This is a genomic window from Pseudomonas sp. LB3P25, from assembly GCF_054897985.1.
Window position 1 is genome coordinate 7,001,728 of the sequence record NZ_CM142711.1, and the last position, 26,053, is coordinate 7,027,780.

19 protein-coding genes and 2 pseudogenes are annotated in these 26,053 nt (G+C 57.8%); 14 read left to right on the plus strand and 7 right to left on the minus strand.

Translation table 11 applies throughout. From position 1 onward, the window contains the following. Nucleotides 1–211 precede the first annotated feature (211 nt). The 3 genes and pseudogenes from ACYZTW_RS32300 to ACYZTW_RS32310 all read left to right on the plus strand — a co-directional run. Nucleotides 212–859: pseudogene (locus ACYZTW_RS32300) on the plus strand (magnesium chelatase domain-containing protein); the annotation flags it as partial. Between the two features lie 39 nt (nucleotides 860–898). Next, a complete protein-coding gene (locus ACYZTW_RS32305; protein ID WP_462003230.1) occupies nucleotides 899–2,599 on the plus strand; it encodes a recombinase family protein in 1,701 nt (566 codons plus the stop codon). Between the two features lie 87 nt (nucleotides 2,600–2,686). Beyond that, nucleotides 2,687–2,989: a hypothetical protein gene (locus ACYZTW_RS32310; RefSeq protein ID WP_462003231.1), complete on the plus strand. Its 303-nt coding sequence runs from the start codon at nucleotides 2,687–2,689 to the stop codon at nucleotides 2,987–2,989. Nucleotides 2,990–3,935: 946 nt separating this feature from the next. On the opposite strand, the gene ACYZTW_RS32315 is transcribed toward ACYZTW_RS32310, so the two are convergent. Both ACYZTW_RS32315 and ACYZTW_RS32320 read right to left on the minus strand, forming a co-directional pair. Beyond that, entirely contained in the window at nucleotides 3,936–4,154 is a 219-nt protein-coding gene (locus ACYZTW_RS32315; protein ID WP_462003232.1) for a hypothetical protein, read from the minus strand. Nucleotides 4,155–4,460: 306 nt separating this feature from the next. Continuing rightward, nucleotides 4,461–5,030, minus strand: a complete 570-nt coding sequence (locus ACYZTW_RS32320) for a recombinase family protein (protein WP_462003233.1) — start codon at nucleotides 5,028–5,030, stop codon at nucleotides 4,461–4,463. Between the two features lie 524 nt (nucleotides 5,031–5,554). Between ACYZTW_RS32320 and ACYZTW_RS32325 the strand changes: the two genes are divergently transcribed. After that, entirely contained in the window at nucleotides 5,555–5,851 is a 297-nt protein-coding gene (locus ACYZTW_RS32325; protein WP_462003234.1) for a hypothetical protein, read from the plus strand. A gap of 78 nt (nucleotides 5,852–5,929) precedes the next feature. Here ACYZTW_RS32325 and ACYZTW_RS32330 read toward each other — a convergent pair whose 3' ends face one another. The 4 genes from ACYZTW_RS32330 to ACYZTW_RS32345 form a co-directional block, all read right to left on the minus strand. Then, on the minus strand, nucleotides 5,930–7,450 hold the full coding sequence (locus ACYZTW_RS32330) for a hypothetical protein (protein WP_462003235.1): 1,521 nt from the start codon (nucleotides 7,448–7,450) through the stop codon (nucleotides 5,930–5,932). Beyond that, nucleotides 7,413–7,595, minus strand: coding sequence for a hypothetical protein (locus ACYZTW_RS32335; RefSeq protein WP_462003236.1), 183 nt, complete (start codon nucleotides 7,593–7,595; stop codon nucleotides 7,413–7,415). The genes ACYZTW_RS32330 and ACYZTW_RS32335 overlap by 38 nt, the downstream gene beginning before the upstream one ends. A gap of 218 nt (nucleotides 7,596–7,813) precedes the next feature. Next, the gene (locus tag ACYZTW_RS32340) at nucleotides 7,814–8,341 is read right to left on the minus strand and encodes a hypothetical protein (RefSeq protein WP_462003237.1); all 528 of its coding nucleotides are present in this window, start codon (nucleotides 8,339–8,341) and stop codon (nucleotides 7,814–7,816) included. An 18-nt stretch (nucleotides 8,342–8,359) separates the two neighbouring features. Beyond that, nucleotides 8,360–8,845: a hypothetical protein gene (locus ACYZTW_RS32345; RefSeq protein WP_462003238.1), complete on the minus strand. Its 486-nt coding sequence runs from the start codon at nucleotides 8,843–8,845 to the stop codon at nucleotides 8,360–8,362. Nucleotides 8,846–9,639: 794 nt separating this feature from the next. Here ACYZTW_RS32345 and ACYZTW_RS32350 point away from each other — a divergent pair. Further along, a pseudogene (locus ACYZTW_RS32350) lies at nucleotides 9,640–10,503 on the plus strand (YifB family Mg chelatase-like AAA ATPase); the annotation flags it as partial. 17 nt (nucleotides 10,504–10,520) lie between these two features. Continuing rightward, nucleotides 10,521–10,856 carry a hypothetical protein gene (locus ACYZTW_RS32355; RefSeq protein WP_415765918.1) on the plus strand — a complete coding sequence of 112 codons (336 nt, stop codon included), beginning with the start codon at nucleotides 10,521–10,523 and terminating at the stop codon, nucleotides 10,854–10,856. 80 nt (nucleotides 10,857–10,936) lie between these two features. Here ACYZTW_RS32355 and ACYZTW_RS32360 read toward each other — a convergent pair whose 3' ends face one another. Then, nucleotides 10,937–12,151 (minus strand): aldose 1-epimerase family protein, encoded by a 1,215-nt coding sequence (locus ACYZTW_RS32360; RefSeq protein ID WP_462003239.1) that lies wholly within the window; start codon nucleotides 12,149–12,151, stop codon nucleotides 10,937–10,939. Between the two features lie 267 nt (nucleotides 12,152–12,418). Here ACYZTW_RS32360 and ACYZTW_RS32365 point away from each other — a divergent pair, with 267 nt between their 5' ends. From ACYZTW_RS32365 to ACYZTW_RS32400, 8 genes are read left to right on the plus strand one after another with little or no spacing between them, the layout of a single operon-like run. Then, nucleotides 12,419–13,777, plus strand: coding sequence for an SrfA family protein (locus tag ACYZTW_RS32365; protein ID WP_462003240.1), 1,359 nt, complete (start codon nucleotides 12,419–12,421; stop codon nucleotides 13,775–13,777). Nucleotides 13,778–13,794: 17 nt separating this feature from the next. After that, complete coding sequence (locus ACYZTW_RS32370; RefSeq protein WP_462003241.1) at nucleotides 13,795–16,860, plus strand: virulence factor SrfB; 3,066 nt, start codon at nucleotides 13,795–13,797, stop codon at nucleotides 16,858–16,860. Beyond that, nucleotides 16,857–19,568, plus strand: a complete 2,712-nt coding sequence (locus tag ACYZTW_RS32375; RefSeq protein WP_462003242.1) for a putative virulence factor — start codon at nucleotides 16,857–16,859, stop codon at nucleotides 19,566–19,568. The genes ACYZTW_RS32370 and ACYZTW_RS32375 overlap by 4 nt, the downstream gene beginning before the upstream one ends. A 3-nt stretch (nucleotides 19,569–19,571) precedes the next feature. Then, nucleotides 19,572–20,588, plus strand: a complete 1,017-nt coding sequence (locus ACYZTW_RS32380) for a hypothetical protein (RefSeq protein WP_462003243.1) — start codon at nucleotides 19,572–19,574, stop codon at nucleotides 20,586–20,588. Continuing rightward, entirely contained in the window at nucleotides 20,588–22,579 is a 1,992-nt protein-coding gene (locus ACYZTW_RS32385; RefSeq protein WP_462005875.1) for a vWA domain-containing protein, read from the plus strand. Before ACYZTW_RS32380 ends, ACYZTW_RS32385 begins: the two co-directional genes overlap by 1 nt. 10 nt (nucleotides 22,580–22,589) lie before the next feature. After that, nucleotides 22,590–23,312 carry an ABC transporter ATP-binding protein gene (locus ACYZTW_RS32390; protein ID WP_462003244.1) on the plus strand — a complete coding sequence of 241 codons (723 nt, stop codon included), beginning with the start codon at nucleotides 22,590–22,592 and terminating at the stop codon, nucleotides 23,310–23,312. Further along, a complete protein-coding gene (locus tag ACYZTW_RS32395; protein WP_462003245.1) occupies nucleotides 23,296–24,519 on the plus strand; it encodes an ABC transporter permease in 1,224 nt (407 codons plus the stop codon). The genes ACYZTW_RS32390 and ACYZTW_RS32395 overlap by 17 nt, the downstream gene beginning before the upstream one ends. Beyond that, nucleotides 24,509–26,053 carry an SUMF1/EgtB/PvdO family nonheme iron enzyme gene (locus ACYZTW_RS32400; protein ID WP_462003246.1) on the plus strand — a complete coding sequence of 515 codons (1,545 nt, stop codon included), beginning with the start codon at nucleotides 24,509–24,511 and terminating at the stop codon, nucleotides 26,051–26,053. The genes ACYZTW_RS32395 and ACYZTW_RS32400 overlap by 11 nt, the downstream gene beginning before the upstream one ends.

Consider the following 26,053-nt stretch of genomic DNA (forward strand, 5'->3'; position numbering starts at 1 on the left):
GTCCTTCATTGATCTAGGCAGGGTCCTACAAAAACATCATCCCTCGACTGATTACATCGGCAATCCACACTCGCTTACGCTTCATCTCCAGAAAGACACCCGCAACATCCAGTGAAAGTTTGTCGCCTCATCCGCCACGCCGAAAAACAACGCCCCAACTACCCTTAAAAAAACCGCAGGAAGCGGTTCCCGTAAAGCTCAAGGAACGACCATGTCCCTCTCCATCGTCCACAGCCGCGCCCAGATTGGTGTCGATGCGCCCGCCGTCACCGTAGAAGTCCATCTGGCCAACGGTCTGCCCTCATTGACGATGGTCGGCTTGCCCGAAGCGGCAGTGAAGGAAAGCAAGGATCGGGTACGCAGTGCGATCATCAATTCGGGGCTGCAATTCCCGGCGCGGCGCATCACGCTTAATCTCGCGCCTGCGGACTTACCGAAGGATGGCGGACGGTTTGATCTGGCGATTGCCTTGGGGATTCTGTCCGCCAGCGTGCAGGTGCCGACGTTGACGCTGGATGACATTGAATGCCTGGGAGAATTGGCGTTGTCAGGCGCGGTACGTGCTGTGAGAGGCGTGTTGCCGGCAGCGCTGGCCGCCCGCAAGGCCGGGCGTTCGCTGATGGTGCCACGGGCGAATGCCGAGGAAGCCTGTCTGGCATCGGGGCTAAAGGTGTTTGCCGTGGATCACCTGTTGGAAGCCGTTGCGCACTTCAATGGACATACGCCAGTCGAGCCCTACGTTTCCAACGGTTTGCTCTACGCCAGCAAACCGTATCCCGACTTGAACGAAGTACAGGGGCAAATCTCGGCCAAGCGCGCATTGCTGATTGCGGCGGCTGGGGCACATAACCTGCTATTGTTGTAACCTTATGCACCAACAGAATCAGGACATGGCGCGATGAAGCCGAAAGCGTACAGCTACATACGGTTCAGCAGCCCAGAGCAGGCTAAGGGCGATAGCCAAAGGAGGCAACGGGAAGCGGCTGAAAACTACTGTAAGGAACACGGGCTGGAGCTGGCCAACACACGTGAGTATCGGTTTTTCGATTCAGGACGAAGTGCCTACACGGGCGAGCACATAGATGATTCAGGCGAGCTCGCCCGGTTCCTGACCCACGTGGATAGTGGGACGATCCTCGCAGGTAGTTACCTACTGGTGGAATCGCTCGACCGCTTGAGCAGAGACAAGGTTATGGTTGCCCTGAGTCAGTTCACCCACTTACTCCGCAAGGGCATCAGGATTGTGACCCTGTCTGACAAGAGGGTTTATGCCGAGGACTCCCCCAGCATCGCTATGGAGCTCATCATCAGCATCACGGTGATGATGCGAGCACACGAAGAAAGCGCCACCAAAGGCAAGCGGGTTTCGGCAGCGTGGCAGAACAAGCGAAACCTCGCGCGAGAGAAGAAAGTGCCGCTCGGCAATGCTTGTCCCGCATGGCTGGTATTAGAGAATGGAGCGTATAAGCCAAATGATGAACGAGTGAAAGTCGTTCACAAAATCTTCGACATGACCATCCGAGGATACGGGCAGACAGCCGTATCGAAGCGGCTGAACGAGGATGGTATTCCGGTGTTTGGCACCGTAGGTGAGAAGCGCCGGAATATGAGTGGCGCTTGGGGCACCAGTTCGGTATCGAAGATTCTGAACAACCGCTCTTTGCTGGGAGAGTACCAGCCGATGCACATTATCGGCGGCGTTCGGTGTAATGACGGAGAGGTTGTTACGGGCTTTTACCCGCCTGTTATCGAGGAAGACATTTTCCTACAGGCGAAAGCTGCACGTAGTCAGCGCCAGACCAGCGGAACCACCAAACAAACCAAGAATTTCAACTGTTGGCAGGGACTAGCAAGATGCCGCGTATGTGGCGATGCAATGCACCTGGTTAACAAGGGAAAGCCGCCTAAGGGCTACGTCTACCTCCAGTGCTTCGGCACCAAAAAAGGCATCTGCAGGAACGGCATCATCCGAATTGAACATGCGGAATTGGTATTCAAGGAAGTCTTGGCGAAGGTGGACAGTATGTCGCTCGTCCACGGGAGAAGTGCAGAGATCCGGAAGAATCTGGAGGTTGCCGAAGGTAGGCTGGTAGGGGTTATGAGGAAACTGGACCAAGCAACCGAGGCGCAAACCGCATTCCCGTCGAAAGCAGGCGGAAAGCTTCTGCACGATTTGGAGCAGGAACACGAAGATATCTCGACAAAACGCGATGAACTTCGGCAGCAGCTCGCATCAACCCACGTAATTAGCAAAGAAGACTTTTTCCAGAAGCTAGACCTCGTGACTTACGAAGGCAGGGCGGCTGCTAACAGTCTGTTGAAACGGCTCCGGGTTGTCGTTCTGTTCAAGCGACACAGCCCAAAGAATTTCAGATGCTGGGTGCTCGACAAGTCCGACGATGAAGTCACCGAGGAGATCGATCAGATGTTGTTCGGCATCCTCTATAAGGATGGAATCTTGACGGTGCAAGCGTTGGACAACGACGTCTATGACAGGCAGATCGAACAGGACGAAATCACTGCCGAGGATGTCAACCGCGACTACGAAGGCGGTATCGATGGGCAATGGTTTGGCTCGGTGTTCGGCAACACCAAGTAACAGCCAGCAGCCCACCCATCGCAGACAGATTGAACGCCATCGCCCAGCCCTATACTGTACATCCAAACAGTGTTCGGTGCGTGCGTGATGAAAGACGATTTGATCGATGACAGCGGGTTTGAACTGGGATTGCCCTCACGCGAAGAAATGCTGAAACACCAGTGTGATTTGCTGTGCTCTGAGTTGGACGTTACGCGGCGTGACCTTCGGCAAGCCCACAAGAACCTTGCCGGGATGATCGTCATGTGGCGCGATAGTTCGAAGGAGCTTGCCGCCCTGAAGGTTGAACATCAGCGTGTGCAGTGGAGGTTGAGTGAGTTTTACGAAGCGGACAGGATCAAGGAAGTAAGCCGCCTGACATACGCTTACGGCAACCATGACCAAAAATAAAAACGCTGATTCCTGCCCCTTCACGCGCCCGGCGCTGGTCACCCTCTATATATAGTGGGTTCTTGTGATAGGGCTCGCGCCCTTAAAAACCCGGCGGACCGTTTTCAATCGGTGAAAATCAGTGGAAAACGGTCCGCTCCAGCTAGGTCGCGGCCTATACGACCGTTCCACCTTTCACACACAATTTACGCACAGGTTTATCCACAGGTAGTACGTTGCAGCACCCCCCAAAACGCATTATCTTGTGGTCGCCTCCCTACGAAACCCTACATATTGGGGTTTTACGTAAGTCTACCCCCCATTATTCAAGCGAACGGCCATTTTAGCGGTGACCGTAACGGCATCACTAACGGTGGCAATAAGGGCCTATTTAAGCCATCACGAAGCGTTTGAGGGGCGAGAAGGGGTCTTAGGGGTGTTGCCTAGAGGCAAAAAGATAATTAACGCTTACAGCGCGCCTGAGGGGCTTGCAGCAACAACTGCAAGTCTATATGATGCGACCAGACGCACAAAACCGCCCAAAGGGGCGGTTCCGTTAAAGATGTCTACGAGTAGCCACGTTTCTGTCCGCAAAAACGATACGTGACCACTCGCACCCTCTTTCACATGCGTTAGCACGGTCAAGAGAAGGACGCCATTAAAGCCAATTGGTGCCACTGCGTCAATTGGTGATTGATCGGTGGTCGTTTCTTGAATAGTGCGATTAATCCTTTAATCCTATGAAAGAGAGATGACCACTATGTTTGATTTCGACCGCAACACCGCTGGCAAGAAAACCATCCCTGTCCGTCAGTATCGCCGGTTCCGTTTCGGCGAATGGGAGGATGTTTGCCATCACCACCGTAGTCCGCCTCGTTAAGGCGTAGCGACAAGCCACCAAGCTTTCGCTGATTTGGTGGTTCCCCTCTGATCGACCAAGACCGTCCCGCCGAACTCCGTGTCCAACTTACGATTGCCTTAGCCGCATTATCGTATCAGTGATGCTTTGGGCGTTCGTATCCAGCGTTTCCATGGCTGCCAGTGCGTTAGCGGCGACATCCCCTACCCCGTTCTCCAAAAGCCAACTGGTCACCTCTTCAATGGCCGCACATATGGCGTGCTGATTTGAAAGCAGCAGAGTCAAGGCATCCGCCGTGGCGATCTTGCTTTCTGGGCTATCTGACATGGCTATCGTCCTTGAGTGATATTGCGGGAAGCCTAGTTCATCTCACCGCCGGCTGGGGCCACTTCTCCAATCAGCTACACCCTAGATTTTCAAACCGGCACTTGCCCTAGGTCGAACATGGCCTGTACTTCCGCGTACAAAATATCAGAAGGGGTATCCGGCAGAACGTCAGAAATCCCGCTCAGGCTGGGTCGGTACTTAACGCCATTCCCGTGCCACTTCACTGTCAGCGGCTGAAATCGGCGAATATCACGAGCAACGAAAAGCCCCGCACTTGGCGGGGCTGCGGTATTAGCTGGAAGAGGATCAGGCCTTGTTCCAGTGTCGCTTGACGGTGGCAATGCCGATGTTGAGGTCAGTCGCTACCTGAGCCTGTGTCATATCCCTCGCCTTGAGCCGCTGCACTGCTACTGTGGTGTCCGTGGCTTCTGGACGCCCCAACCTCTTACCTTCTGCCTTGGCACGCTTCAACCCTGACTGTGTGCGTTCGATCAGCAGGTCACGCTCAAATTCTGCCACGGCCCCCAGCACCTGCATGGTCATCTTGCCTGCTGCACTAGTGAGGTCCACGCCGCCTAAAGCGAGACAGTGAACTCGGATGCCAGCGGACGCCAAGTGTTCAACCGTGAGACGCACATCCATCGCGTTACGGCCAAGCCTGTCCAGCTTGGTCACGATCAGCACGTCACCGGACTCCATCCGCTCCAGCAGCTTCTGGAAGCCGGGCCGTTTCTCTGCCGTGATGCTGCCCGAGATTGTTTCCTCGACTATTCGGCTTGCCTGCACATCGAAGCCAGCATTTTTCACGTCTTGCACTTGGTTCTCGGTGAACTGGCTGACTGTGCTGACACGGCAGTATAGAAAGGTACGGGACATGGCAGGCGACTCCACTGGTATCACTTAAGGTGGTATCAGTGTAAAGGGATCATCAATACCTGTAAACCCTATTTTTATGATGCTTCTTTGGGCAAGTTTTCCGGTGATCGTTTAACGGTCGTTTGTTGGTACTTACAGGAGTGCGGCTGCTGGGGCGACCTTACTTCTAGAGGTGCATCCAAAACTGGATGGACGTCTGCTGCGACGATGGTCCAAAACTGGACCATCAACCGGGCTGGGTGGAATCCTGAGAAAATAAACGTTTTCGCGTATTTACGGCGTGATGACCCAGCAACTTTGCTGCGTCCGATGGAAGCTGCACGAATAGAGAGGCTGGCTTAGCCCTGTAGTGGAAACGCGCCACAAGCAGGGGGATTGACGTGCCACAAAAGTATTAGCCCCTGTAGCCGACGCCTAGGCGGGTTAGATAACGGATAGATACCTTATTAGATATGTACCCACCTACTCTGAAGGCGCGTTCGACTATGCTCACTGGTGCGATTATTCGGATTGGGACAACCACCATGGAGTTCTTCAAGATGCTGCTGAGAGGCAACAAACCAAAGCCGCTCTACTTAGATGACCTGATTGCCGCCGACAAGTTAGAGCCCGGCACTATCACCGTGATGAGAACCCTCATCGGGAAATGGCTTCCCGAAAACTTCGATGACCGTACAAGAGAGCAGCTTCAGGCAATCTACAAGGCACTGGGCGAGCAGGAGGCCGGGAAATCGTACTTACTAGGCAAGGGAATGTTTGGAGATTGGGGAGCCCCGGTTGAGTATATCAAGGTAGTACCGGCAAACCCCAAGCGGAAATAAGCTTTGTAGAGCATCTTGGGGCTGATGCTGGCCCACCCGAGTAGTAGGGTGTCGTTTCCAGAAATGAGGCCCCTGCATTTACGCAGCTAGGGACACCGGTTCCGCTGATACTGGCGGGAACTCCAGATACGCCGGGTAGCGTTGGAATTGCACGCCAAACACCGTGTACATGCGGTCGTTACGGTACTGTTCACGCCCCTGCTCTATAGCAACTTGCAAACTCCGCAGGACGCAATCCTGAGCGGCAAAGACTTGCGATTCAGTGCAGATACCCAGATCCAGCAGCGCCTGCCATGTACCCTCAAACGAGTTGTACAAGTTGTCGATGAAGGTGATCCAGTTCGCTCCACAAGCTTCCCAAGCCATCTGGTCGGGGGCCATCACTACCGGCACTAGTGTTTGCAGATGCAGGCGCTCTTCAAGTTGTTCCTTCAATGCTTCGCCGTCGATGGTCAGGCCCTGTAATGCGTTGTGGGCTGCTTCGATGATCGATGTAACCAAAGCTTGTCGGTCAGAATCCAGAATACGGGCTGACGTTTTCCATGGGTTCTGGGGGCAGAAGTACTGTACTGGTGTCCAAATAGCGTTCGGGAAGTCGAAGCGACCTCTGGCCTTGCCTTGTGCGTCTTTGATCGGGGCAAGGTAACTTCCGATCACTCGCACCAGCGACAACATGGAGCGACAGTTATCCCGATGTTTGCCTTCCGGTAGATCCGCAGAGAACCGTTTCAACTCATCGTGCATTACGCCCAACTGTGAATCGGGTGGGCAGTTGCTGAAAAGGAAATCCTTGCTCCGCTCCCCGCCTTCCTGTTCCCAGCCTTCCTGAATGGCTTCCAGTGCCTGCAACTCCGGCATCTTTCTCGATTCAAGTTCCGCCAAGGTATAGCGACGGTCTAGCGGCTCGTACAGTTCGTCACCCTGCCGCTTGTGTATCGACCTGGCTAACCGCAGTCGTGCAGTCCGCTGGGGCATCTTGTCCAGTTCATCAAGGAAGGTATCCAGTTCAAGGCCAAGGAAATCGGCAAGCTTTTGTAGCTTCTGGACCAGCGTCATGCCGGGGGTGATGTCCCACTTCCGCTGCCGTGCCGACTTGGGAATCGATGCACCCGCCCAAGCGTTTACGGGCTTGTTGCCGTGCCGCTGGTTCAGATGATCGAGGCCAACGAACAGGTTCAGCGAAGTTGTCAGGCCGGTGGAACCATCACGCCCCTTGAGACCTTGCACATGACAGAGGTGATACGCGTCTTTGCCGTGGCCTGCTTCAACCCAGCCGTACCGCTTCTTACGGTAGTTGTGCAGGGCTAACAACTGATGAAGACCCGCAGCATCGATGCCCTGATAAGTCTGAACAGTGCCTGCCCGCTCGGCCTGCTCAATGAACCACAAACCAAACGCATTTTCAGTCAGACGCTCTCTACGGTGCTGCACCTTCTGCTGCTGGCGGGTGATCTTGGGTGCCTTCTGCTTACGCTGTGCTGCCGACTTGCAGGCGCTATTGCACGTTGAGCGGCCACCGGGCCTGCGGTTAAACAATGTTCCGCAGTTGGCGCAGGGGACTTCAAGCTGCTTGATTGTGGTTAGGGGTGTCGTTGCCATCGTTGTCCACTTTTACTGGGATCAGGGATCTTTGTGCGGCCTCGGCGATAAGCACGTTCAGACCGTGTGTTGGGTTGGTAATGCCACGCGCCTGCATGAAGGCAAGCAGACGCCCTGTGGATGAATCGTTGAGGGAAATCCTCATGGTGGGTACTCCGTAGAAATGGAAGTTCTGCAAAATGAAAGTCGGCTGGGGGCGTCTAACTCGCGGGTGATAGCCTGAAACGGATGCAATCCCCAGCCTACCTGCCGCCACCAAACGCCTTTCACCAGACAGCAGAAAACCGACGTAGTCAGTTGGGCCGTTTCGGCTTGACCATCGGGGATAGCGTTTCAAGGAAGGCGGATATAGTGCGGGAGAAGTTACTTAGCTGTCGAGGCTTTCTTTGGCGAGTACGCGGCGAGCAAATTAGAAAGTGCGAACTCTTCTTCGCTTACCTGAAGTTCTGCCTCTGCTTTAGCTTTAGCCGCAGCCGCTTCACGGGCTCGTCGAGAAATTGTAATGTCCATTTGTCGGCGAGTTTCGAGTTGGTTACGCTGGTAACGGTCTGCCGTATATTTAACCTTCGCCTGCTCCGCAACTTCAAGAAGATCGGCGTCGACAATAGTCGTCGGTTTCTTGAGCTGCACGCTAAGATACAGTGGACGACAAAGAGAAGTTGCAACGGTGTACCCGTCTTTAAACCAGCTTGCTAGTTCATTAAGAGCGTGAGTTAGCGGCTCCTCACTTACCCAAGACACGTTCACACCCAAGTCTGGATATGCTGGCGACATGCAGTTACGGAAGTATTGCACTTCGCCCTGCTTAATTAGTTTGTGTAGTTCTGTGTCACTGTGTTTTTCGATTTCGATAACGTTAGTGCCGTACACGTGTGTAGCTGTAGTTGTCATGCTTGTTGTACCTTATGATTAATTGGATTTCTTACGTGTTTTGATCTGCGCTATAAGACTCTGGCGGGCCTTGTCGTCGTCAGGGGATGGTTTGTTATTGCTTGCGTCGTTGGCGGCTGTAAGGCGCTTCTGGCGGTCATCTAGAAGGGCTTCCAATTCTGCAACGGTGAGGCCTCGCTCAGCAGCAGCATTGCTCATGAACAACTTCAGTTCAGCCTTGGCCATGCTAATTGCTGCCTTGGCTTTAGCGAAATTCTCCTGTGCTACTGCATGAGCTTGCTTAGCCTTCGCAACCTTCTGCTGCCCCGCCCGATAAAATTCCAGGTCACCAAGTGTTGCAATAGTTCCCGAGGGAAATACCTCATTCTCAAGACGATTGATGAAATCGACTTCAGCCTGAGTAACAGGCACATACTCATATCGGCTTGACTCGCCTATACGATCTGTCAGACCCATGATTCCGGTGTGGAATTTATCGACCTCCACATAAAGTTGTTTTGTCATGCTGCCGCTTCTTGTTGGTTGGATTGTTGGTGTGTCCCTTGTGCATTGAACTCTAGCTCTAATTCAGCCTGTGTTTGCTTCAGGACAGCACGGTAGTTTCGAGTTTGGCATGTCCCAGTACACCAGCGACTGCGGTGACTTCGGCTATAATACATAGCCCCGCAGTGATGGCAGTATTTCCGCTTAAGCGGATAACGCTTTATCATTAGTTGTATCTCTGAGTGTGTAGTTGTTTTCGACAAGCCAAAGAAAACCCCTAACTCCGTATGAGAGTTTCGGGGGAACCGGCTATCAGTTGTTTGCACTGAGTAGTGCGGGAGACTTCCTGCATTGCAGGAACTTGAATCAGTGACCGTCTTCTGTTGCGTCCTGACGGTCGAGGACTGGCATTAACGACAATAGGGATATGCCTAGCCCTATAGCCATTATGGCGACACTTCCTAAGGAACAACGTCGATCTTCTGCACTTGGACCGACCACAAGTACTTAACAACATAGTTCGGCAAGGATTAGGCCTAACTATGTCGTCGGCAGGCGGGAAACTTTAGGGGAAGTTACTTGATGGATTTATCTAACTAAGCACACATGGTAGCACTACTAGTCCATCTTGTCAAGTGATAAATCACACTTCTGGCGATATTGCAACACTTATTTCGATTAAGTTGACTAGCGGTAGACGCCCCCAGACGCGGGGCCATGTTGCGGCGTGACGCTGTGTGCAATCTCGTGGGAGTAAGGTGCCGCTGGGCGTGCGGAATGCGCGTAGGAACGCATTTTCTTCATTTGGTGCATTCATCTACAATCTGCTGTTCAGCGGACCGCCGGGGACCGGAAAAACGCTGTTAGCGAGTCGGTTGCCGGGGCTGCTTCCCCCGTTAGCCGAAAATGAAGCGCTGGAAGTCGCTGCCATTCAATCCGTCACCAGTTGCGTGCCCTTGAGCCACTGGCCGCAACGACCGTTCCGCCAGCCCCATCACTCGGCCTCCGGCCCGGCGTTGGTGGGCGGCGGTTCGAAGCCACAACCCGGCGAAATCACCCTAGCCCATCATGGCGTTCTATTCCTCGATGAACTCCCGGAATTCGACCGCAAGGTGTTGGAGGTTTTAAGGGAGCCGCTGGAGTCCGGTCACATCGTGATTTCCCGCGCCAAGGATCGCGTGAGGTTTCCGGCGCGCTTTCAATTGGTGGCCGCAATGAACCCGTGTCCCTGTGGATATCTTGGCGAACCCAGCGGCAAATGCAGTTGTACACCGGACATGGTCCAGCGTTATCGCAACAAATTGTCGGGGCCTCTACTGGATCGGATCGACCTGCACCTGACCGTCGCTCGGGAAGCCACGGCGTTGAACCCTGCGCTCAAACCCGGTGATGACACAGCCACTGCTGCGGTGCTGGTCGCCGACGCCCGGGAGCGGCAACACAAACGCCAAGGTTGCGCCAACGCCTTCCTTGATTTGCCAGGGCTGCGTCGACACTGCAAGTTATCCACAACTGACGAAGCGTGGCTGGAAACTGCTTGCGAGCGTTTGACCTTATCACTCCGGTCGGCCCACCGTCTGCTCAAGGTAGCCCGTACATTGGCAGATCTTGAACAGGTGAATGCAATTACACGCGAGCACTTGGCGGAAGCATTGCAATATCGGCCTGCCTCAGCGTGAAAACGTCAAAGAGAATTTTGAAAAGCTTAACCCGGCCAGAAGGCGACAATATGTTACCGCCTAGATTCCTGAACTTTGTAAGAGCGTTGACCGAGAAGACGGAACAAGGCGAATTTTCCTGGAGTTATGACGACAACAACTCGTTCGTAAAACTAAAAGAAACAGGCTTTTCCCTTTCTCTGCGTTACAGCTTCAACTCCGATGAAAAATATGCGGAGTACGTTATCTATTACTTCGATGATATCGAAGACAAAGAATACCGGTTTTATACCAATCAAACCTGGAACGACTTCGACTTCATCCGGCGTTTGTTTGATGCCGCACAAGCTTCAAAAATGAGGCTTCCCTTTTGACACCTCAACGAGCAGTGAATACCTATCGCAGGCATTACTGCTCATCTCGCTCTCTCGACGGACAGGGAGTTAACGCGAGTTTACTCCTTGCTCAAATCCACCAACGGCGCCTGCCGCACCTCAGTCTCCCGACCACCCTGAATGTCGCTCACAGTTTTCAAAGCCTTATCCACAGCCCCTTTATCCACCAGCAAGCTATACCGGATCTGAAACTGCTTCTGCTCCTTCACCCCAATCATCGGCACCAGACCAAGCGGCCGCTGATACCGACGGTTGTAGGAAAAACTCGTCCCCGGCTCCAATCCGGTCACATATCCCTGCCCTTGCGTATCCGTGTTTTTCCACAGCGAAAACACCGGCAACTGTTGAGTATTGAAACCCACCGAAACCCCGAGGCTGCCTGCCTTGTTATGCAGCACGGTCAGCGTATCGCCCTTGGCGTCGGCATAAGGCACCACGTTGTAAACCGTCTCGTCGTAGTCCTTGGTCGGCGCACGGTAGGTTTGCCAGTCCGGCAGATCGCCCTTGGCCTTGTCATTGAACGGCGACACCTGCTTCACCGGCGCAACGAAACGCGCTCCCTGCTCCAGAAAAGGCGTGCTGAAGTTGCTGTGGTACAGCGCCTGGTATTCCTTCGGATAGTCGCCGTTGTTGGTCAGCGTGTCGTTGAGGGCAAAAGCGACGCTGCCGGGTTCAGTGACCAGCTCGGTCGCGACAGAGAAGTCGACTTTCTTGAACGCCTGCTCTTTCAGTTCACCGCGCAGGCTGATGGCGTAAGGCGGCTTTTCATCGATGTGCAACGTGACTTTGCTGGCCGGGATGTTGGCGGCGCGGCCGTGGAGCGTCAGCAGTTCACCGTTGTCCATGCCGGGGTGGCCGACCCACTCGTAGCCACAGCGGACGACCAGTTCGTTAAAACCCTCGAGCCAGCCCAGCCCTCCGCGGCCGTTCAGTTCGATGAAGGACGGATTGACCACATCCTTGACCGGCGAATCCCAACCCATGCGCACATCACCGACCGACGCCTGCAGGACGTTCATCCCGCGGGTCGGCACCACCGAGAGTTTCATCGTGCCGTTATCGATGTCGACAATGCTGACGCCCTCCTGCCGTCCACCGTGCAAGGTGCGCAGGGTGACCGAGAAGGGTTTATCGGTTTTGATGCCAAGCTGCTGACTGGTGATCTGCCAGTTCTGGGCCGCTTTGTCGGTGTCGAGCAGGACGTAATCCCAGGCCATGGCGTGGGAGGTAGCCGACAGCGCGCCGAGAGCGATGATGAGTTTGAGCCGAGTCATGACAGGAGCCTTTCTTGGAGTTGTGTCGTTTTTATAGCCTTGATGAAACGATTCAGCAAGATTAAAAAAGCACACGTTCGAGCCTTCCCAAGTCAATTCACATTGACCTCATGCAACCTCCGCACACTTACGCTAGTCTCATACGGTTTTGGACCTCCGCTGATTGACGGCGACATCATTATGCCATTAAGGTCGCCAGCTAATTGCAGGAGCAAGAACAGACACCTTTGTCTGTCATTTTTGCGCAACGGAACATATGGAGTTTGAATGCGCGGGGCACTATTACGCAGCGGTAAGAGCGGGTCATTCACTGCCCTGGGCGAAACAGGTCAACCGGTCTACCGGGCAGCCCTGCAATTGCGCGAAGCCATTCGCCGCAAGAACCCCGAAATGGTCGATCACTTGGCCATCCCTCAAAGCGATGAGCTCGGTAACCAGATCGACTGGTACAGCGGCCTCGACGGCGATGTGATCCCGTGGAGCAGCGCGACCGAAGAAGAACGCGCCCCTGCCCGCCGCCAACTTGAAGCGCTGAAGACCGCGCTCGACGAATTGAGCCAGCGTTTCCTGGGCACTGATCCAGCCGAACAGCAGCAAGGCGACAAAGCCGTGTTCGGCAAGCTGCTAAAGCGTGTGATTCATTTCCCCGACGAAAACTTCGTCTACCTGGTGCAAGGCAAACCGGTGCTGACCTTTTGGGGTTTCGAGCATGCCGGTACCGGCAATCGCGATCCCTTGCACTGCCTCTATCAAGTTCCGCCCGCGTTTACGCTGCCACCCGTGGTCGAAGCCGCGCCCGTGGTTGCGCCCGTCGTGCCGGTGGTTGCTCGTCCGTGGTGGCGGCGCTGGTGGTGGCTGTTGCTGCTGCCGTTCTTGCTGCTGCTTTTGTGGCTATTACTCGGCTTGCGCGGTTGCGTGCCGATTCCACTGGTGGCGGTCAATCTGCTCCCCGAGGGCGTCGTGCCTGTTGAAAGGCAACTGGAAGAACCACAACTGACCGGCAATGCCACGACGCTCAATGGCCTTCCTGTGATGGGCACCGTTGTAGGCTCCACCACGGGAACCGGCACCGCTGTGACCGGAACGCATGGCGTGGAAGCGCCGGCCATCGAGGGTAACGAGGCTGATGCCGTACCGGCAGACCTGGCCAAAGACCCGGCAGCCGAATCCCCAACCGCGCCACCCGAAAACAAAACCGCGCCGCCTGCTGTCACATCGCCCGAAGCAGAAAAATCCGCCGCCGCAAAAGCCGGCCCTCCCCTGAGCATCCCGCCAGGCGCCGCCGACGGTGCCGCCAAGTTCCTCGACGGTCAGTACCGCGCCGGGGCTGGTATTCAGGATCGCCGGACCGGCAAACCCCTGCGTCTGGAATACCAGCTCAAGGACGGTAAGGGCGAAGTCACCGTACATCAGGCCGACGGCACGAAATGCAGCGGGCCGGTGAGCGCCACCATGAAGGGCGGCAGCCTGGCTATCGACAGTCAGGGCCAGGCCGTGTGTGGCGATGGCAGCACTTACGACATGCCCAAGGTCAACTGCCGCAAAGGGGCGACCACGGTCGCGGACTGCACCGGCGGTTACGGAAAAGATCAATTCCCCATGTCCATGCGGCAAATGGGCGAATAAGCACGGAATAACCCGACATGTTGCCTGAAGTCACCCAATTCGAAGACACCGTCACGCTGGTCAGCGATACCGGCATTCAGTTCATGGATTTCGCCCTGCGCCTGGACCCCCGCAAGGAACCGGCGGGCGAGTTTGCACCGATGATCAGCGGGCTGATCTGCCGCCTGATGTACAACGAAGAGAAAGACTTCTACTTCTACGAGCCCGAACCGGAAAAGGTCGAGAAGGCCAAACCAGCGTTCAGCGTCGACATGAAAAGCAGCCTGGATCTGCTGGACGGTGTCTGGCTGCCGATCCCGTTTTTCCGTTTCATGCCGCCGCACCGCTTCGACGAAGGCCCGAGCAACTGGTCGCGCATGCGCCTGGTGAAACTGGCCACGCCCGACATCGACGGCAACACCCACCGCCTGACGATGGCTTTCGACAGCCGTGTCATGCCCAAGCGTGACGGCACCGCTTACCTGGCGCCGAACGAAGAAGACATCAGTTCCGGCGTGTCCTTCAAACTGGCGACCAAGGCCAGAGAAACCCGTTGGTTCCTGGCGCAGCCATGGGTCAACGAATGGCTGCTGGAAGTGTTCAACGAGGGCAACGCCCATCGTTCGCGCGAAGAGCTCGACATCGATATCCGCGCCAACCATCACCTGGCGCATTACCTCAACTTGCTGAGCCTGTTGAGCACGCCCTCCGCAGCGGCGCAATCAGCGGCCCGGCCGAAAGTTGAAATCCCTGAACTGAAAGTGGTCGCCAACGACAGCAATGGCCTGGTCAAACCGATTCCGGTGGACCTGGTGCTGGACGTCGGCAACTCGCGCACCTGCGGCATTCTGATCGAGAACCACGGTCAGGCCGGCTCCGGGCTGAAGCAGAATTACGTGCTGGAACTGCGCGACCTGATCACCCCCGAGCACACCTACAACCTGCCGTTCGAAAGCCGCGTCGAGTTCGCCCAGGCGTATTTCGGCAAGGATCACTGCTCGGTCAAAAGCGGCCGGCACGATGCATTCCAGTGGGCGACGATTGCCCGCGTCGGTAATGAGGCCGGTCGCTTGGCCAGCCGTCGTCGCGGCACCGAAGGCTCCACTGGCCTGTCCAGCCCGAAACGTTACTTGTGGGACGAAAACGCCTACGGCCACGGCTGGCGTTTCAACTGCTCGTACATCAAGACCGACAACGAACCGTACGCCACCGCCGCGCCGTTCTCGCACCTGATCAACGAAACCGGCGAGGCGCTTTACAGCCTCGAAGAAGACGATCGTTTGCCAGTGTTCATGCCGCGTTACTCGCGCAGCTCGCTGATGACCTTCATGCTCGCCGAAGTGCTGGCCCAGGCGCTGTCGCAAATCAACAGCCCGGCCCAACGCTCGCGCCAGGGTCACACCCGCGTGCCGCGCCAGCTCAACAGCATCACCCTGACCGTGCCGCCGGGCATGCCCCAGGCCGAGCGCAGCATTCTCAACGAACGCATGCTGCAAGCCATCGGCCTGGTGTGGAAAAGCCTCGGCTGGCACGCCGGCGAGGAAGACCCGCATCAGGATCAGGCCGTCAGCCCGCGCACGCCGATCCCGAGCATCCGCGTCGAATGGGACGAAGCCTCCTGCGGACAGTTGGTGTACCTGTACACCGAGGTCAATGAGAACTTCGCCGGTCACCCGGAAGAGTTTTTCGACACCATCGCCCGCCCCGACAAGACTGATCGCGAACGCATCACCTTGGCGACCATCGACATCGGCGGTGGCACCACGGATTTGGTGATCACCGACTATCGCCTCGACCGCGCCGGCAACACCGGCAGTGGCAGCAACGTGCACATCGTGCCCGAGCAGCGCTTCCGTGACGGTTTCAAAGTGGCTGGCGACGATATCCTGCTGGACGTGATTCAGGACTTCATCCTGCCGAGCTTCGAAAAGGCTTTGCAGAACGCCGGCGTCAAAGCCCCGAATTCACTGATGTCGCGGTTGTGTGGCGATGAATCGGTCAGCGCGCAGGACATGATCCTGCGCCAGCAACTGAACCTGCAGGTTTTCGCACCATTAGGCCTGGCATTGCTCAAGGCTTACGAGCATTACGACCCGCAAATCCCGCAGGAAGTCAGCCCGCAAAGTTACCGCCAGTTGCTGGGCGACAACGCGATCAGTCAGACCGTACTCGACTACGTCAACGCCGCCGTGCGCCGCGATGTCGGCGGTCAGAGCGGTTTCGACTTGTACGAATCGCTGATCGGCTTCGACCTGCAAAAGCTCCACGCCGCGTTTCTCAACGATCAAATCAACATCACCAAGATCCTCGGCGCGCTCTGTGAAGTGGTCGCGCACTACCCGTGCGATGTCTTGCTGCTGACCGGCCGCCCTTCGCGACTGCCCGGCATTCAGGCGTTCATTCGCAAGGTGCTGCCGCTGCCACCGGGCCGCATTCTGGCGCTGCAGAATTACCGCACCGGCGGCTGGTATCCGTTCCACAAGAATGGCCGGATCGACGACCCGAAAAGTACCGCTTCGGTCGGTGCGATGCTCTGTCTGTTGTGCGCCAACCACAGCGTGCCGAACTTCTACTTCCGCTCTTCGGCGCTCAAGCCGTATTCGACGGTCAAACACATCGGCGTCATCGACCTGAACAACGTGATCAAGGATGCCGACGTGCTGTACCGCGACATTCAGTCCGAAGACTACAAAATCAAACTGCCGGAGATCGGTGTGGGCGATGACGCCGACACACCGCAGCTGGAAATGCGCGGTGACCTGCGCCTCGGTTTCCGTCAGTTGGCCGCCGACCGCTGGGCCGCCTCGCCGCTGTATACCTTGCGTTTCACCAAGGCCGGTCGGGAGAAGTTTTCCCGAGCGATCGGTGAAAACGGCAGCGCGCCGTTGCTCAAGGTGCGGTTCGAGGTCAAGCCGGCGGACAAATACACGCGCAAGCAGGATCTGGTCAGCGACCGCCTCTCGGTTCGCGACATCGAATCCAACAGTAACAACGTCAACTTCAACCCGCGCAGCGACCTCGAGCTGGAACTCAACACCATGCTCGACGCCGGCCTGAGCGAGACCAAGTACTGGCTCGACAGTGGAAGTGTGAAACGCAAATGAATGATCTGACCCCCGATCAAACTCAGCTCTCTGCCAGTTGGGCCGCTGTTTATGAAGGTGCCGGTCAGGCGCTGGAATGGATTGGCCAGACGCGCGGTAACGCCCCGCGCCTGGACAGCGAAGCCGACAACCTGAACATCCGCCTGCACCGTGCCCGCAACCTGGCTAACAGCCTGGGTCGCGTGGCCTGCACGCCGATGACCATTGGCTTTTTCGGCTTGTCTCAGGCCGGCAAGTCCTACCTGATTTCGGCGCTCGCGGCCGGTCAGAATGGCAAACTGGAAACCGATTTCGGTGGCCAGCGCCTGGACTTCATCAAGCACATCAACCCGGTGGGTGGCGGCAAGGAGGCCACCGGCCTGGTAACGCGCTTTAGCCGCCGCGCCACGCCGAGCCAGGACTCGCAGTTCCCGGTCGAGCTGACGTTGTTCAAGGAAATCGAGCTGGCGAAGATTCTCGCCAACTCCTGGTTCAAGGATTTCGACCTTGAGCGGATCTCCTACGAGATCGACGAAGAGCGCATCCAGCGTGTGTTGAAACCGTTCGAAGGTCGCGAAACCGGGCCGATGCAACCGGGTGTCAGCACCGATGATCTGGTGTCGCTGTGGGACTACCTGCGGGACAACTTCCGCAATTCGGTGAAGAAGCTTGAGCACCTGTATTGGCCCACGGCTTTGCAACTGGCGCCACGGCTAAATTTCCAGGAACGTGCCGAACTGTTTTCCATCCTTTGGGGTGAGCAAAGCGAGCTGACGCGCGTGTACCAGCAACTGGCCGGCGCGCTGCACAAGCTGGGCCTGCCCGAGACCGTATTCGCGCCATTAAAGGCCTTGGTGAGTTTCGAAAACGACACCTACAGCCAGCGCGACAGCATCATGAACGTCGACATCCTCGAGCGCTTCGGCAGCCCGCGAGACTTGCCGATCGACGTGCGGCCTCAGGTCGACGGACGCCTGCAAAACAGTCAGGGCATTCCTGTCGCGCAACTCGCGGCACTGACCGCCGAGATGACCTTCTTCCTGATCGAAGCCCCGGCCGATGACATCGTCAATCAGGTCGACTTGCTGGACTTCCCCGGCTATCGCGGGCGCAAAAAGCTCCACGAGATCGCTGACTCCAACGACCCGGAATCCGCCACTAAGGACAACTCCGTCTCGCAATTGATCCTGCGCGGCAAGGTCGCGTACCTGTTTGAACGCTACACCGACAACCAGGAAATGAACGCGCTGGTGGTCTGCACCGGCTCGACCAAACAGAGCGACGTCAACGACGTCGGCCCAGTGCTGACCCGCTGGATCGAAAAGACCCAAGGCGCCGACGCGGCGGCTCGCAGCAAACGCGACACCGGCCTGATCTGGGCGCTGACCATGCTCGACCTGCGCATCACCAACTCCCTGAGCCTGACACCTGATCAGTATGACGAGAGCTGGAATGGCATGGTCAAGCTGACCATGCTTGAGCGCTTCGGCAGCCTGAGCTGGATGAGCGACTGGGCCGGTACGCCGTTCCAGAACACCTTCCTGGTACGCAAACCGCGTATGGATGCGGCGTTCATCGGGCAAGACGCCAGCGGAGCCGAAACCGGCATCAACGCCAGCTACCAGGAGCGCATCGATGCGCTGGGTACAAGTTTTGCCAGCAACGATTTGGTGTGCAAACACATTCATAATCCCGCCAACGCCTGGCAGGAAATGCTGCGCAACGATGACGGTGGCATCAGCCACTTCAGCGGTAGTTTCAAGGGCGTGGCCAACATCGAATTCAAACTGCAGCGCATCCGCGAGCAGCTGAACGAATGCCTCGAAGGCCTGACCACTCACGGCCTGAGCACCTGGTATCACGCCGACGGTGACGGCGCCGCAGCGGCCAAGAAAGCCCAGGCGCAGATGATTCTGTCAGGCCTGGGCCGTCGCCCGGCCGTGCTCGGTGAGTTCATCGATCAGCTCGACATGCCGAGCGAAGAGGTACGCGACCTGTACCTCAGCGGCGTGTACGAAACCGATGACGCGCCAGCCGCCAGCGATGAGCCGGTCGCCCCGACGCCGAGCCAGAGCCTGTACGGCAACGATGCCGGTTTCGATTTTGATTTCGGCGACGACTTGAGTCACGAAGCACCAATCAGCAGCAAAACCGGCACCCCGGCGCCGGAACTGCAAAGCAACGAACACCGCTTTGCCAAGGCTGCTTTCAAGGCCTGGATTGCACACCTGCGCGAGCTGACCACCCGGCAGAGCCTGCTCAACCTGTTGGGGCTGGAAAAGGCGTTGATCGAAGCAGTCGTCGACGAACTGATCACCGCCGGTTACCGCCAGGACTTGCCCGGCCAACTGAGCCGCGCGGTGCTCAAGCGTGCGCAAAGCGGCGCGCGGCGCGATCAACTGGTCGAACGCCAGGTGCTGGAAGTGCAACGCGTATTGCGCGATTTCGTGTCCTGGTTCGGCTACATCCAGAAACCGGTCAACGAGCGCCCGAACAGCCGTGCTGGTGCCAAGGCGCCGTTGTTCTCGTTCTATACCGACATCGGTCCGGGACAAGTGCCGGTGCTGCCGCCGCAACCGGCGAACCAGGCGCAGCGGTATCTGGGCGACTGGCTCTCGGGCCTGGCCTACATCACGCAGGACAACGCCGGCCATGGTGCCGGTCGCGAAATCACCCCTGAACAGAATGAACGGCTGGGCCATGTGCTCACAGCCTTCACAGCGAGATAAGCAATGCCAATTCGTGTCGACCTGCTCGCCTTAGAACCCAACGTGCCTGGCCAGGCGTGCCTCACTGTGAAGAAATGGCAGGGTGGCGAAGAAAAGCTGGAGTTCTCCATTCAGCGTAACCAGGACGGTTTCTACCTCCAGGACCAGAAGGCCTGGAGCAACAACCCGTTCTGGTTCAAGGTCTCGCGCTTCAACGTCGCGCCCAGTGGTGAAGCCCTTGAAGCCCAGGTCGGCCCGGAAGTGGTCGACCCGCTGCTCGAAGGCGGCGCCAACTCGCAATTCATGATTGAGCTACGCGAACAGGGCCAGGGGCATGCCGACAAAGGCGTGGTCCGGCCAGGTGTCGGACTGCTGCCATCCACGGCGGGCGGCCAGACACGCTCAACTTATGGCGGCGCAGACCTGACAGCGCCAAGTGCGCCAGAACCAGAATTTCCAGAGCTGCCGGAACTGGTCCTGCCCACCGCCGAGCCAGAAATCGAACTGGAATCGGTGCCCAACGAACCCGCTTACATCCCTCCTCCGCCTCCGGTGAAGAAAAGCAACAAAGGCCTCATCGGCCTCGCGCTCGTCGTGCTGTTGCTGGTGGCCGCAGCGGCCGGATTCTGGTTTTACAAACGCACTCCGGCGCCTGTCCCGGCGGTTGCTGCCGCCGCACCGGCCGGTGCCGACGCACAAGCCTGCACCCTCGAGAGCATGAACAGCCTGCCCGAGCTGACCTTCGTCCAGACCTGCATCAAGGCTGCGCCGGACAGCGCCAAGTTGCTGGAGATCATCAACGAGGCCAAGGCCGGCAAACACTGCGGCGTCGCCCAGCGTCTGTACGCCAACCGTGCCCAGGCCGGCGACGCGCTGATCGCCAACGCCTATGCCCGCGAGTACGACCCCAAATACCTGAAGGCCAGTGAGTGCTTCCCGGTCGCGGACAACGCTACTGCCGCCTACTGGTATGAAACCATCCTGACTCAGGACCCGAACAACGCCGAAGCCAAGCAGCGGTTCGAGGAGTTGCAGAAGTGATGCGTTCGTCCGTGAGTCGTTTCCTGCTGAGCGGCGCCACGCTGTTGGCGTTGTGCATCAGTCCGTTGTCCCACGCCGATGACAAACCGCTGATCCAGGCCGGTAAAAAGACCTTGTTCCAGCGCGTACTGACCACGCCTGGTTGCAAAATCAGCCCGACGGCTGGCGGTGCCGCAGGCGATGCGCAACCGGTCTTCAGCCGTTTCTATGTGTACGAACGCGCCCAGGCGGCCAATGCCGAGTGGCTGAAAGTCGGCCCCGACAGTTACGGCAAAACCATCGGCTGGTTGCCTGCGAGCTGCACCACCGACTGGAAGATGCAACTGACGCTGGCCTTCACTAACCCGGCCAACCGCGATCGGCTGCTGTTTTTCAAGGACCGCGCCACCGTCGAAGGCATCCTTGATGCGCCGGACCCGGTGAGCAAAGTCGCCCCGTTGCGAGCCACGCTGAAGAAAGGCCAGCAGGCCCCAGGCGTGCTGGCCGAAGAGCCTGAGTACTTCGTCGACCTGCAAAAGCAGTTCTACCTGCTGCCGGTATTGAGCGGCGAAGAAGTGATGACCGAGGGCGGTTTCCGCACGCGCCTGCTCAACGTCGCGTCGGTCAGCAAGCCGGATGACAAGAACGCCAAGGGCGGTGCTGCAAACAGCGCGGCCGGCAGCAAGGAAGCCGATGACAAAGCGGCCAGCCAACTGAAGGCATTCAGCGCGGCTGTGGTGTTTGTTATCGACTCGACGATTTCGATGGATCCGTACATCGACCGCACTCGCGAAGCGATCCGCAAGGTCTATCAGCAGATCGAATCGCAAAACCTCGGCAAACAGGTCAAGTTCGGTCTGGTGGCGTTCCGTTCCAACACCCAAGCGGTGCCGGGACTGGAATACACCACCAAGATGTACGCCGACCCGACTCAGGTGAAGGACAGCTCCGACTTCCTCGCCAAAGTCGCCGACCTCAAGCAGGCCAAGGTGTCGAGCAGCAGTTTCGATGAAGACGCCTTTGCCGGCGTCATGGAGAGCATCGACAAGGTCGACTGGAGCCAGTTCGGCGCGCGCTACGTGGTGCTGATCACCGACGCTGGCGCCATCGAAGGTGACGACAAGCTGTCGAAAACCGGTTTGAGCGCTTCCCAGGTTCGCCTCGAAGCCGCCAACCCGGGGGTGGCGATTTACACGCTGCACCTGAAGACCCCGGCGGGGATCAAGGACCACGCCAAGGCCGAGGCGCAGTACCAGAATCTGTCGACCTACCCAGGCACCAACACCTCGCTGTACTACCCGGTCAACGCGGGCGACATTCAGGAATTCGGCCGCAAGGTCGACGCATTGGCCACCGCGATCACCTCACAGGTGAAGGCCGCCTACATGGGCGAAGACGCCATCGGTAGCGCGGTGAACGCCAAGCAGGACCCGGCCGAGAAGAAAATGCTCGAGGACGCGGCGCTGATCGGCCACGCCATGCAGCTCGCCTATTTGGGTGAGAAGACCAACAGCAAGGCGCCACCGGTGTTCAAGGCGTGGATCACCGACCGTGACCTGATCAAGCAAAACATCCCGACCACCGACGTGCGGGTGCTCCTGACCAAATCCCAGCTCAGCGACTTGAGCGACGTGATGAAGCAGATCCTCGACGCCGCCAACGAAGGCCTGATTTCGCCGACGGAAATGTTTGATCGCCTGCGCTCGGTGGCCGCGACCATGGGCGCCGATCCCAATCAGCTCAAGCAGAATAGCAACGCCAAACTGGCGGACATGGGCGTGCTCGGCGAGTACCTCGAAGACCTGCCGTATCAGAGCGAAGTACTGAACCTGGACGAAGAAACCTGGAAGAGCTGGGATGGCCTGGCGCAGGAGAAATTTATCCGCACGCTCAATACCAAACTGCGGCACTACCAGCGTTACAACGCTGACGTCGACCGTTGGGTAGCTTTAGCAAAGGACAGCGATGCGCGGGACAACGTGTACCCCGTGCCGCTGGAAATGATGCCTTAACGAGACGCCCATGCTCGATATCAAGAACCTGCTGGTGCGCCGTGGCGAAGGAGCGCTGGCCCATCACGTGCGTCTGCCGCACTTGCAGGTCGGGCCTGCGCAAATCTTCGCCATCACCGGCGAGAGCGGCAGCGGCAAAAGCACGTTGCTCGAAGCCATCGGCCTGTTGCTGGCGCCGGTGGAACTCGAGCGCTTTCGGCTGGGCCCGGCGCGGTCCGGGACGCATGCGGCGCAGGTTCAGGACATCGCCCAACTGCTTGCCAGCGACGACCAGTCAACCTTGGCGGCTGTGCGCTCGCGGCACTTGGGGTTCATTTTGCAGAGTGGCGGGTTACTGCCGTTTCTAAGCGTGCGCGACAACATCAGCTTGCCGCGCCGCTTGCTTGGTATGCCTGTAAAGAGCGCGCACATCGACCACGCAGTTGAGGTGCTGCGCCTGCAAGGGTTGCTGGATAAACAACCACACGCGTTGTCGATCGGCGAACGTCAGCGCGTTGCCTGCGTTCGAGCGATTGCCCATGAACCGTTGCTGCTGTTGGCCGACGAGCCCACCGCCGCGCTTGATCCCCACAGCGCCCGGCGTTTGTTCGAGTTGCTGTTGAGTCTGGTGTCGAGCATGGGCCTGAGTGCGCTCGTTGTGTCCCATGACTGGGCCTTGCTGAAGGATTTCGACTTGCCGCGACTCGGGGCTATCAGCCGCCAGGGAGAGACATCGTTTGAACCGATGGACTGACCGACTGCGCCTGCTGGGCTCACTGGCACTGCAAGACCTCTGGCACGACCGTAAAGTGTCGTTGTGCATCGCCGCGTCGCTGGTGGCGGTGATCGCGCCTTTGTTGCTGCTGTTCGGCCTCAAGCACGGCGTGGTCAGCCAGTTGCAAGACGAATTGTTGCGCGACCCGCGCAACCTTGAAGTGAAGATGCTCAGCAACGGTAACTATGACAGCGCCTGGATCGAGCGTGTGCGCCAGCGTCCCGAGACCGGTTTTGCCCTCGGCCAGACCCGCTCGCTCAACACCCAGGCGGACTTGCTGATCGGCATGCAACGGTTTGTCGAAGGCGCGGAAATCATCGCCACCGAACCCGGCGACCCGCAGCTGAACCTGCCGCAACTCAACCCCACCGGCCATCAAGTGATCCTCAGCGCCCGCGCCGCGCAGCGCTTGCAGGCCAAGGTCGGCGACAGCGTGCAGCTGCGTGTGTTGCGCCGTCTGGAAGGAATCAATGAGCGCGGCGAGATAACACTGACGGTGCTGGCAGTGCTCGACGGCGCCCGTTTCGGCCGCGCCGCCGGGTTTGTCGCCCCGCCCCTGCTGCTGAGCCTGGAGCGCTTTCGCGACGGTTATCAGGTCAGCGCATTCGGCATCGAAACCGGCAAGCCTCTGGGCGATCTGCAACCGCTGTATGCCCGCGCCCGCCTCTATGCCCGTGACATCGATCAAGTCGCGCCGCTGGAACGCTGGCTGAACGATCAACACATCGAAACGTCGAGCCGACTGGCTGATATCGACAATGTCAAAGCCATCAATCATGTGCTGGGGCTGATCTTCGGGGTTATCGCTCTGGCGGCTCTGATCGGCTGTGTGGCGTCGATGGTCGGCGCGTTTCTGGCCAACATCGACCGCAAACGTAAAAGCCTCGCGGTCCTGCGTCTGCTGGGTTTCAAGCGCACGGCGGTCGCCGGTTTCGTGGTCCTGCAAGCGCTGTTGCTGAGTCTGGCCGGTTACCTCGGCGGGCTGGGGTTTTATGCCGTCGGCAGCCATTTGTTCGACTATTTGCTCGGCAGCAGCCAGGCCACCGGCAGCTTCGTTTGCCACATCACTATTTGGCATGGCCTCGGCGCCCTGTTCCTGACCTTTCTGGTGGCTGCACTGGTGGCCGTGATCGGCGCCGTGCGAGCCATCAACATCCAACCTGCGGAGAGTCTGCGTGAGCTATAAACGTTTCGGCTTGCTGTTGCCCCTGAGCCTTGGCTACCTGCTCGACGCCTCGGCTGCGGGCTGGGAAGAGAAATATTACAACCCGATGCCCGAGGCCAGTGACGTCGTACTGCCGATGCCTTGCGAAGGCTCGATGGTGTTTCGCAAGGTATTCATTCCGGTCGCCGGGCCGCTTGACGACTACCCGATCAACATCGGTCAGGACGGCGCGGAATACGGCTACGTCGAACAGACCCGGCCAACCTTCATCGCGGGCAGTTTCACCGGCGCGAAAAACGATAAATCCCGCTACTACTTGATGGCCAAGTACGAGATAAGTCAGCTCCAATACGCGGCATTGGCCGAAGAAACCTGCCCCACCGCCACCACCAAAATGCGCCTGCCGCAAGTGGCCGTGAGTTGGGTGCAAGCCGTCGAAGCGGCCGACAAGTACAATCTTTGGCTGCGCAAAAACGCCGCCGACAAGTTGCCGAAAGAAGACGGCGCGCTGGGCTTCCTGCGCCTGCCGACTGAAGTCGAGTGGGAGTTTGCCGCGCGCGGTGGCCTGGAAGTCGGTGCCGCAGAGTTTCGTGACACGCGCTACCCGATGCCTGAAGGTATCAATGCCTACGAGTGGTTCGCCGGGGCGCAATCGTCCAACGGCAAACTGCAATTGTCCGGCCTGCAAAAGCCCAATCCACTGGGCTTGCACGACATGCTCGGTAACGTCGACGAGATGATGTTCGAGCCGTTTCGCCTGAACAAACTCGACCGCCAGCACGGCCAGGCCGGCGGCTACGTGGTCCGAGGCGGCAACTACCTGACCGCTCAAGCCGACCTGCGCACCGCTTTGCGCAAGGAAGAGCCGTACTACAACGCCGACGGCCAGGTGAAAAACAAAACCACTGGCCTGCGTCTGGTGCTGGTCTCGCCGACCCTGACCTCCCGCGAGCGTGTCGCCAGTATCGAAAGCAGCTGGAAGAAACTCGGCACCGGCAGCAAGGAAACCGAATCGGCCGACAAAGGCACGGTTCAATCCCTGAACACCCTGGCCTCGGGCGTCGAAGACAAAGCACTCAAGGAAAAGCTTCAGGCTCTGGAAAATCAACTGCGCGCCAGCAACCAGCAGCAGGAAGAAACCCGCGACCAGGCGATTCGCGCCAGCCTCAATCTGGGTGCGTTCCTGTGCACCAAGATGCTCGACGACGGCCAGTACGTGGACTTCCTGCAAAAGAACTACAAGCTCAATTGTGAAGCAGCGGACAAAGACGCCAGCTGCGACATGCGCAAAGGCAAGCTCGACGAGCAGAAGGATCGCCTGCACAAACTCAGCCGTTACTACGCCAGTAGCCTGGTGGAATCGGCGACTTTGTACGGCCAGCCGCTGCTTGAAGCACAGGTGCCGGTGATGGAAGAAATCATCACACGCAACAAACAGCTTCAAGAACTCAAACCCTATTTGCGCACCCACTGGGCCAATCAGAAGACCTTCCTGCAAAAGCAGAAGATCGACACTGACGCCTGGCTGACCAGTTGCAAAACCGTCACTCAATAA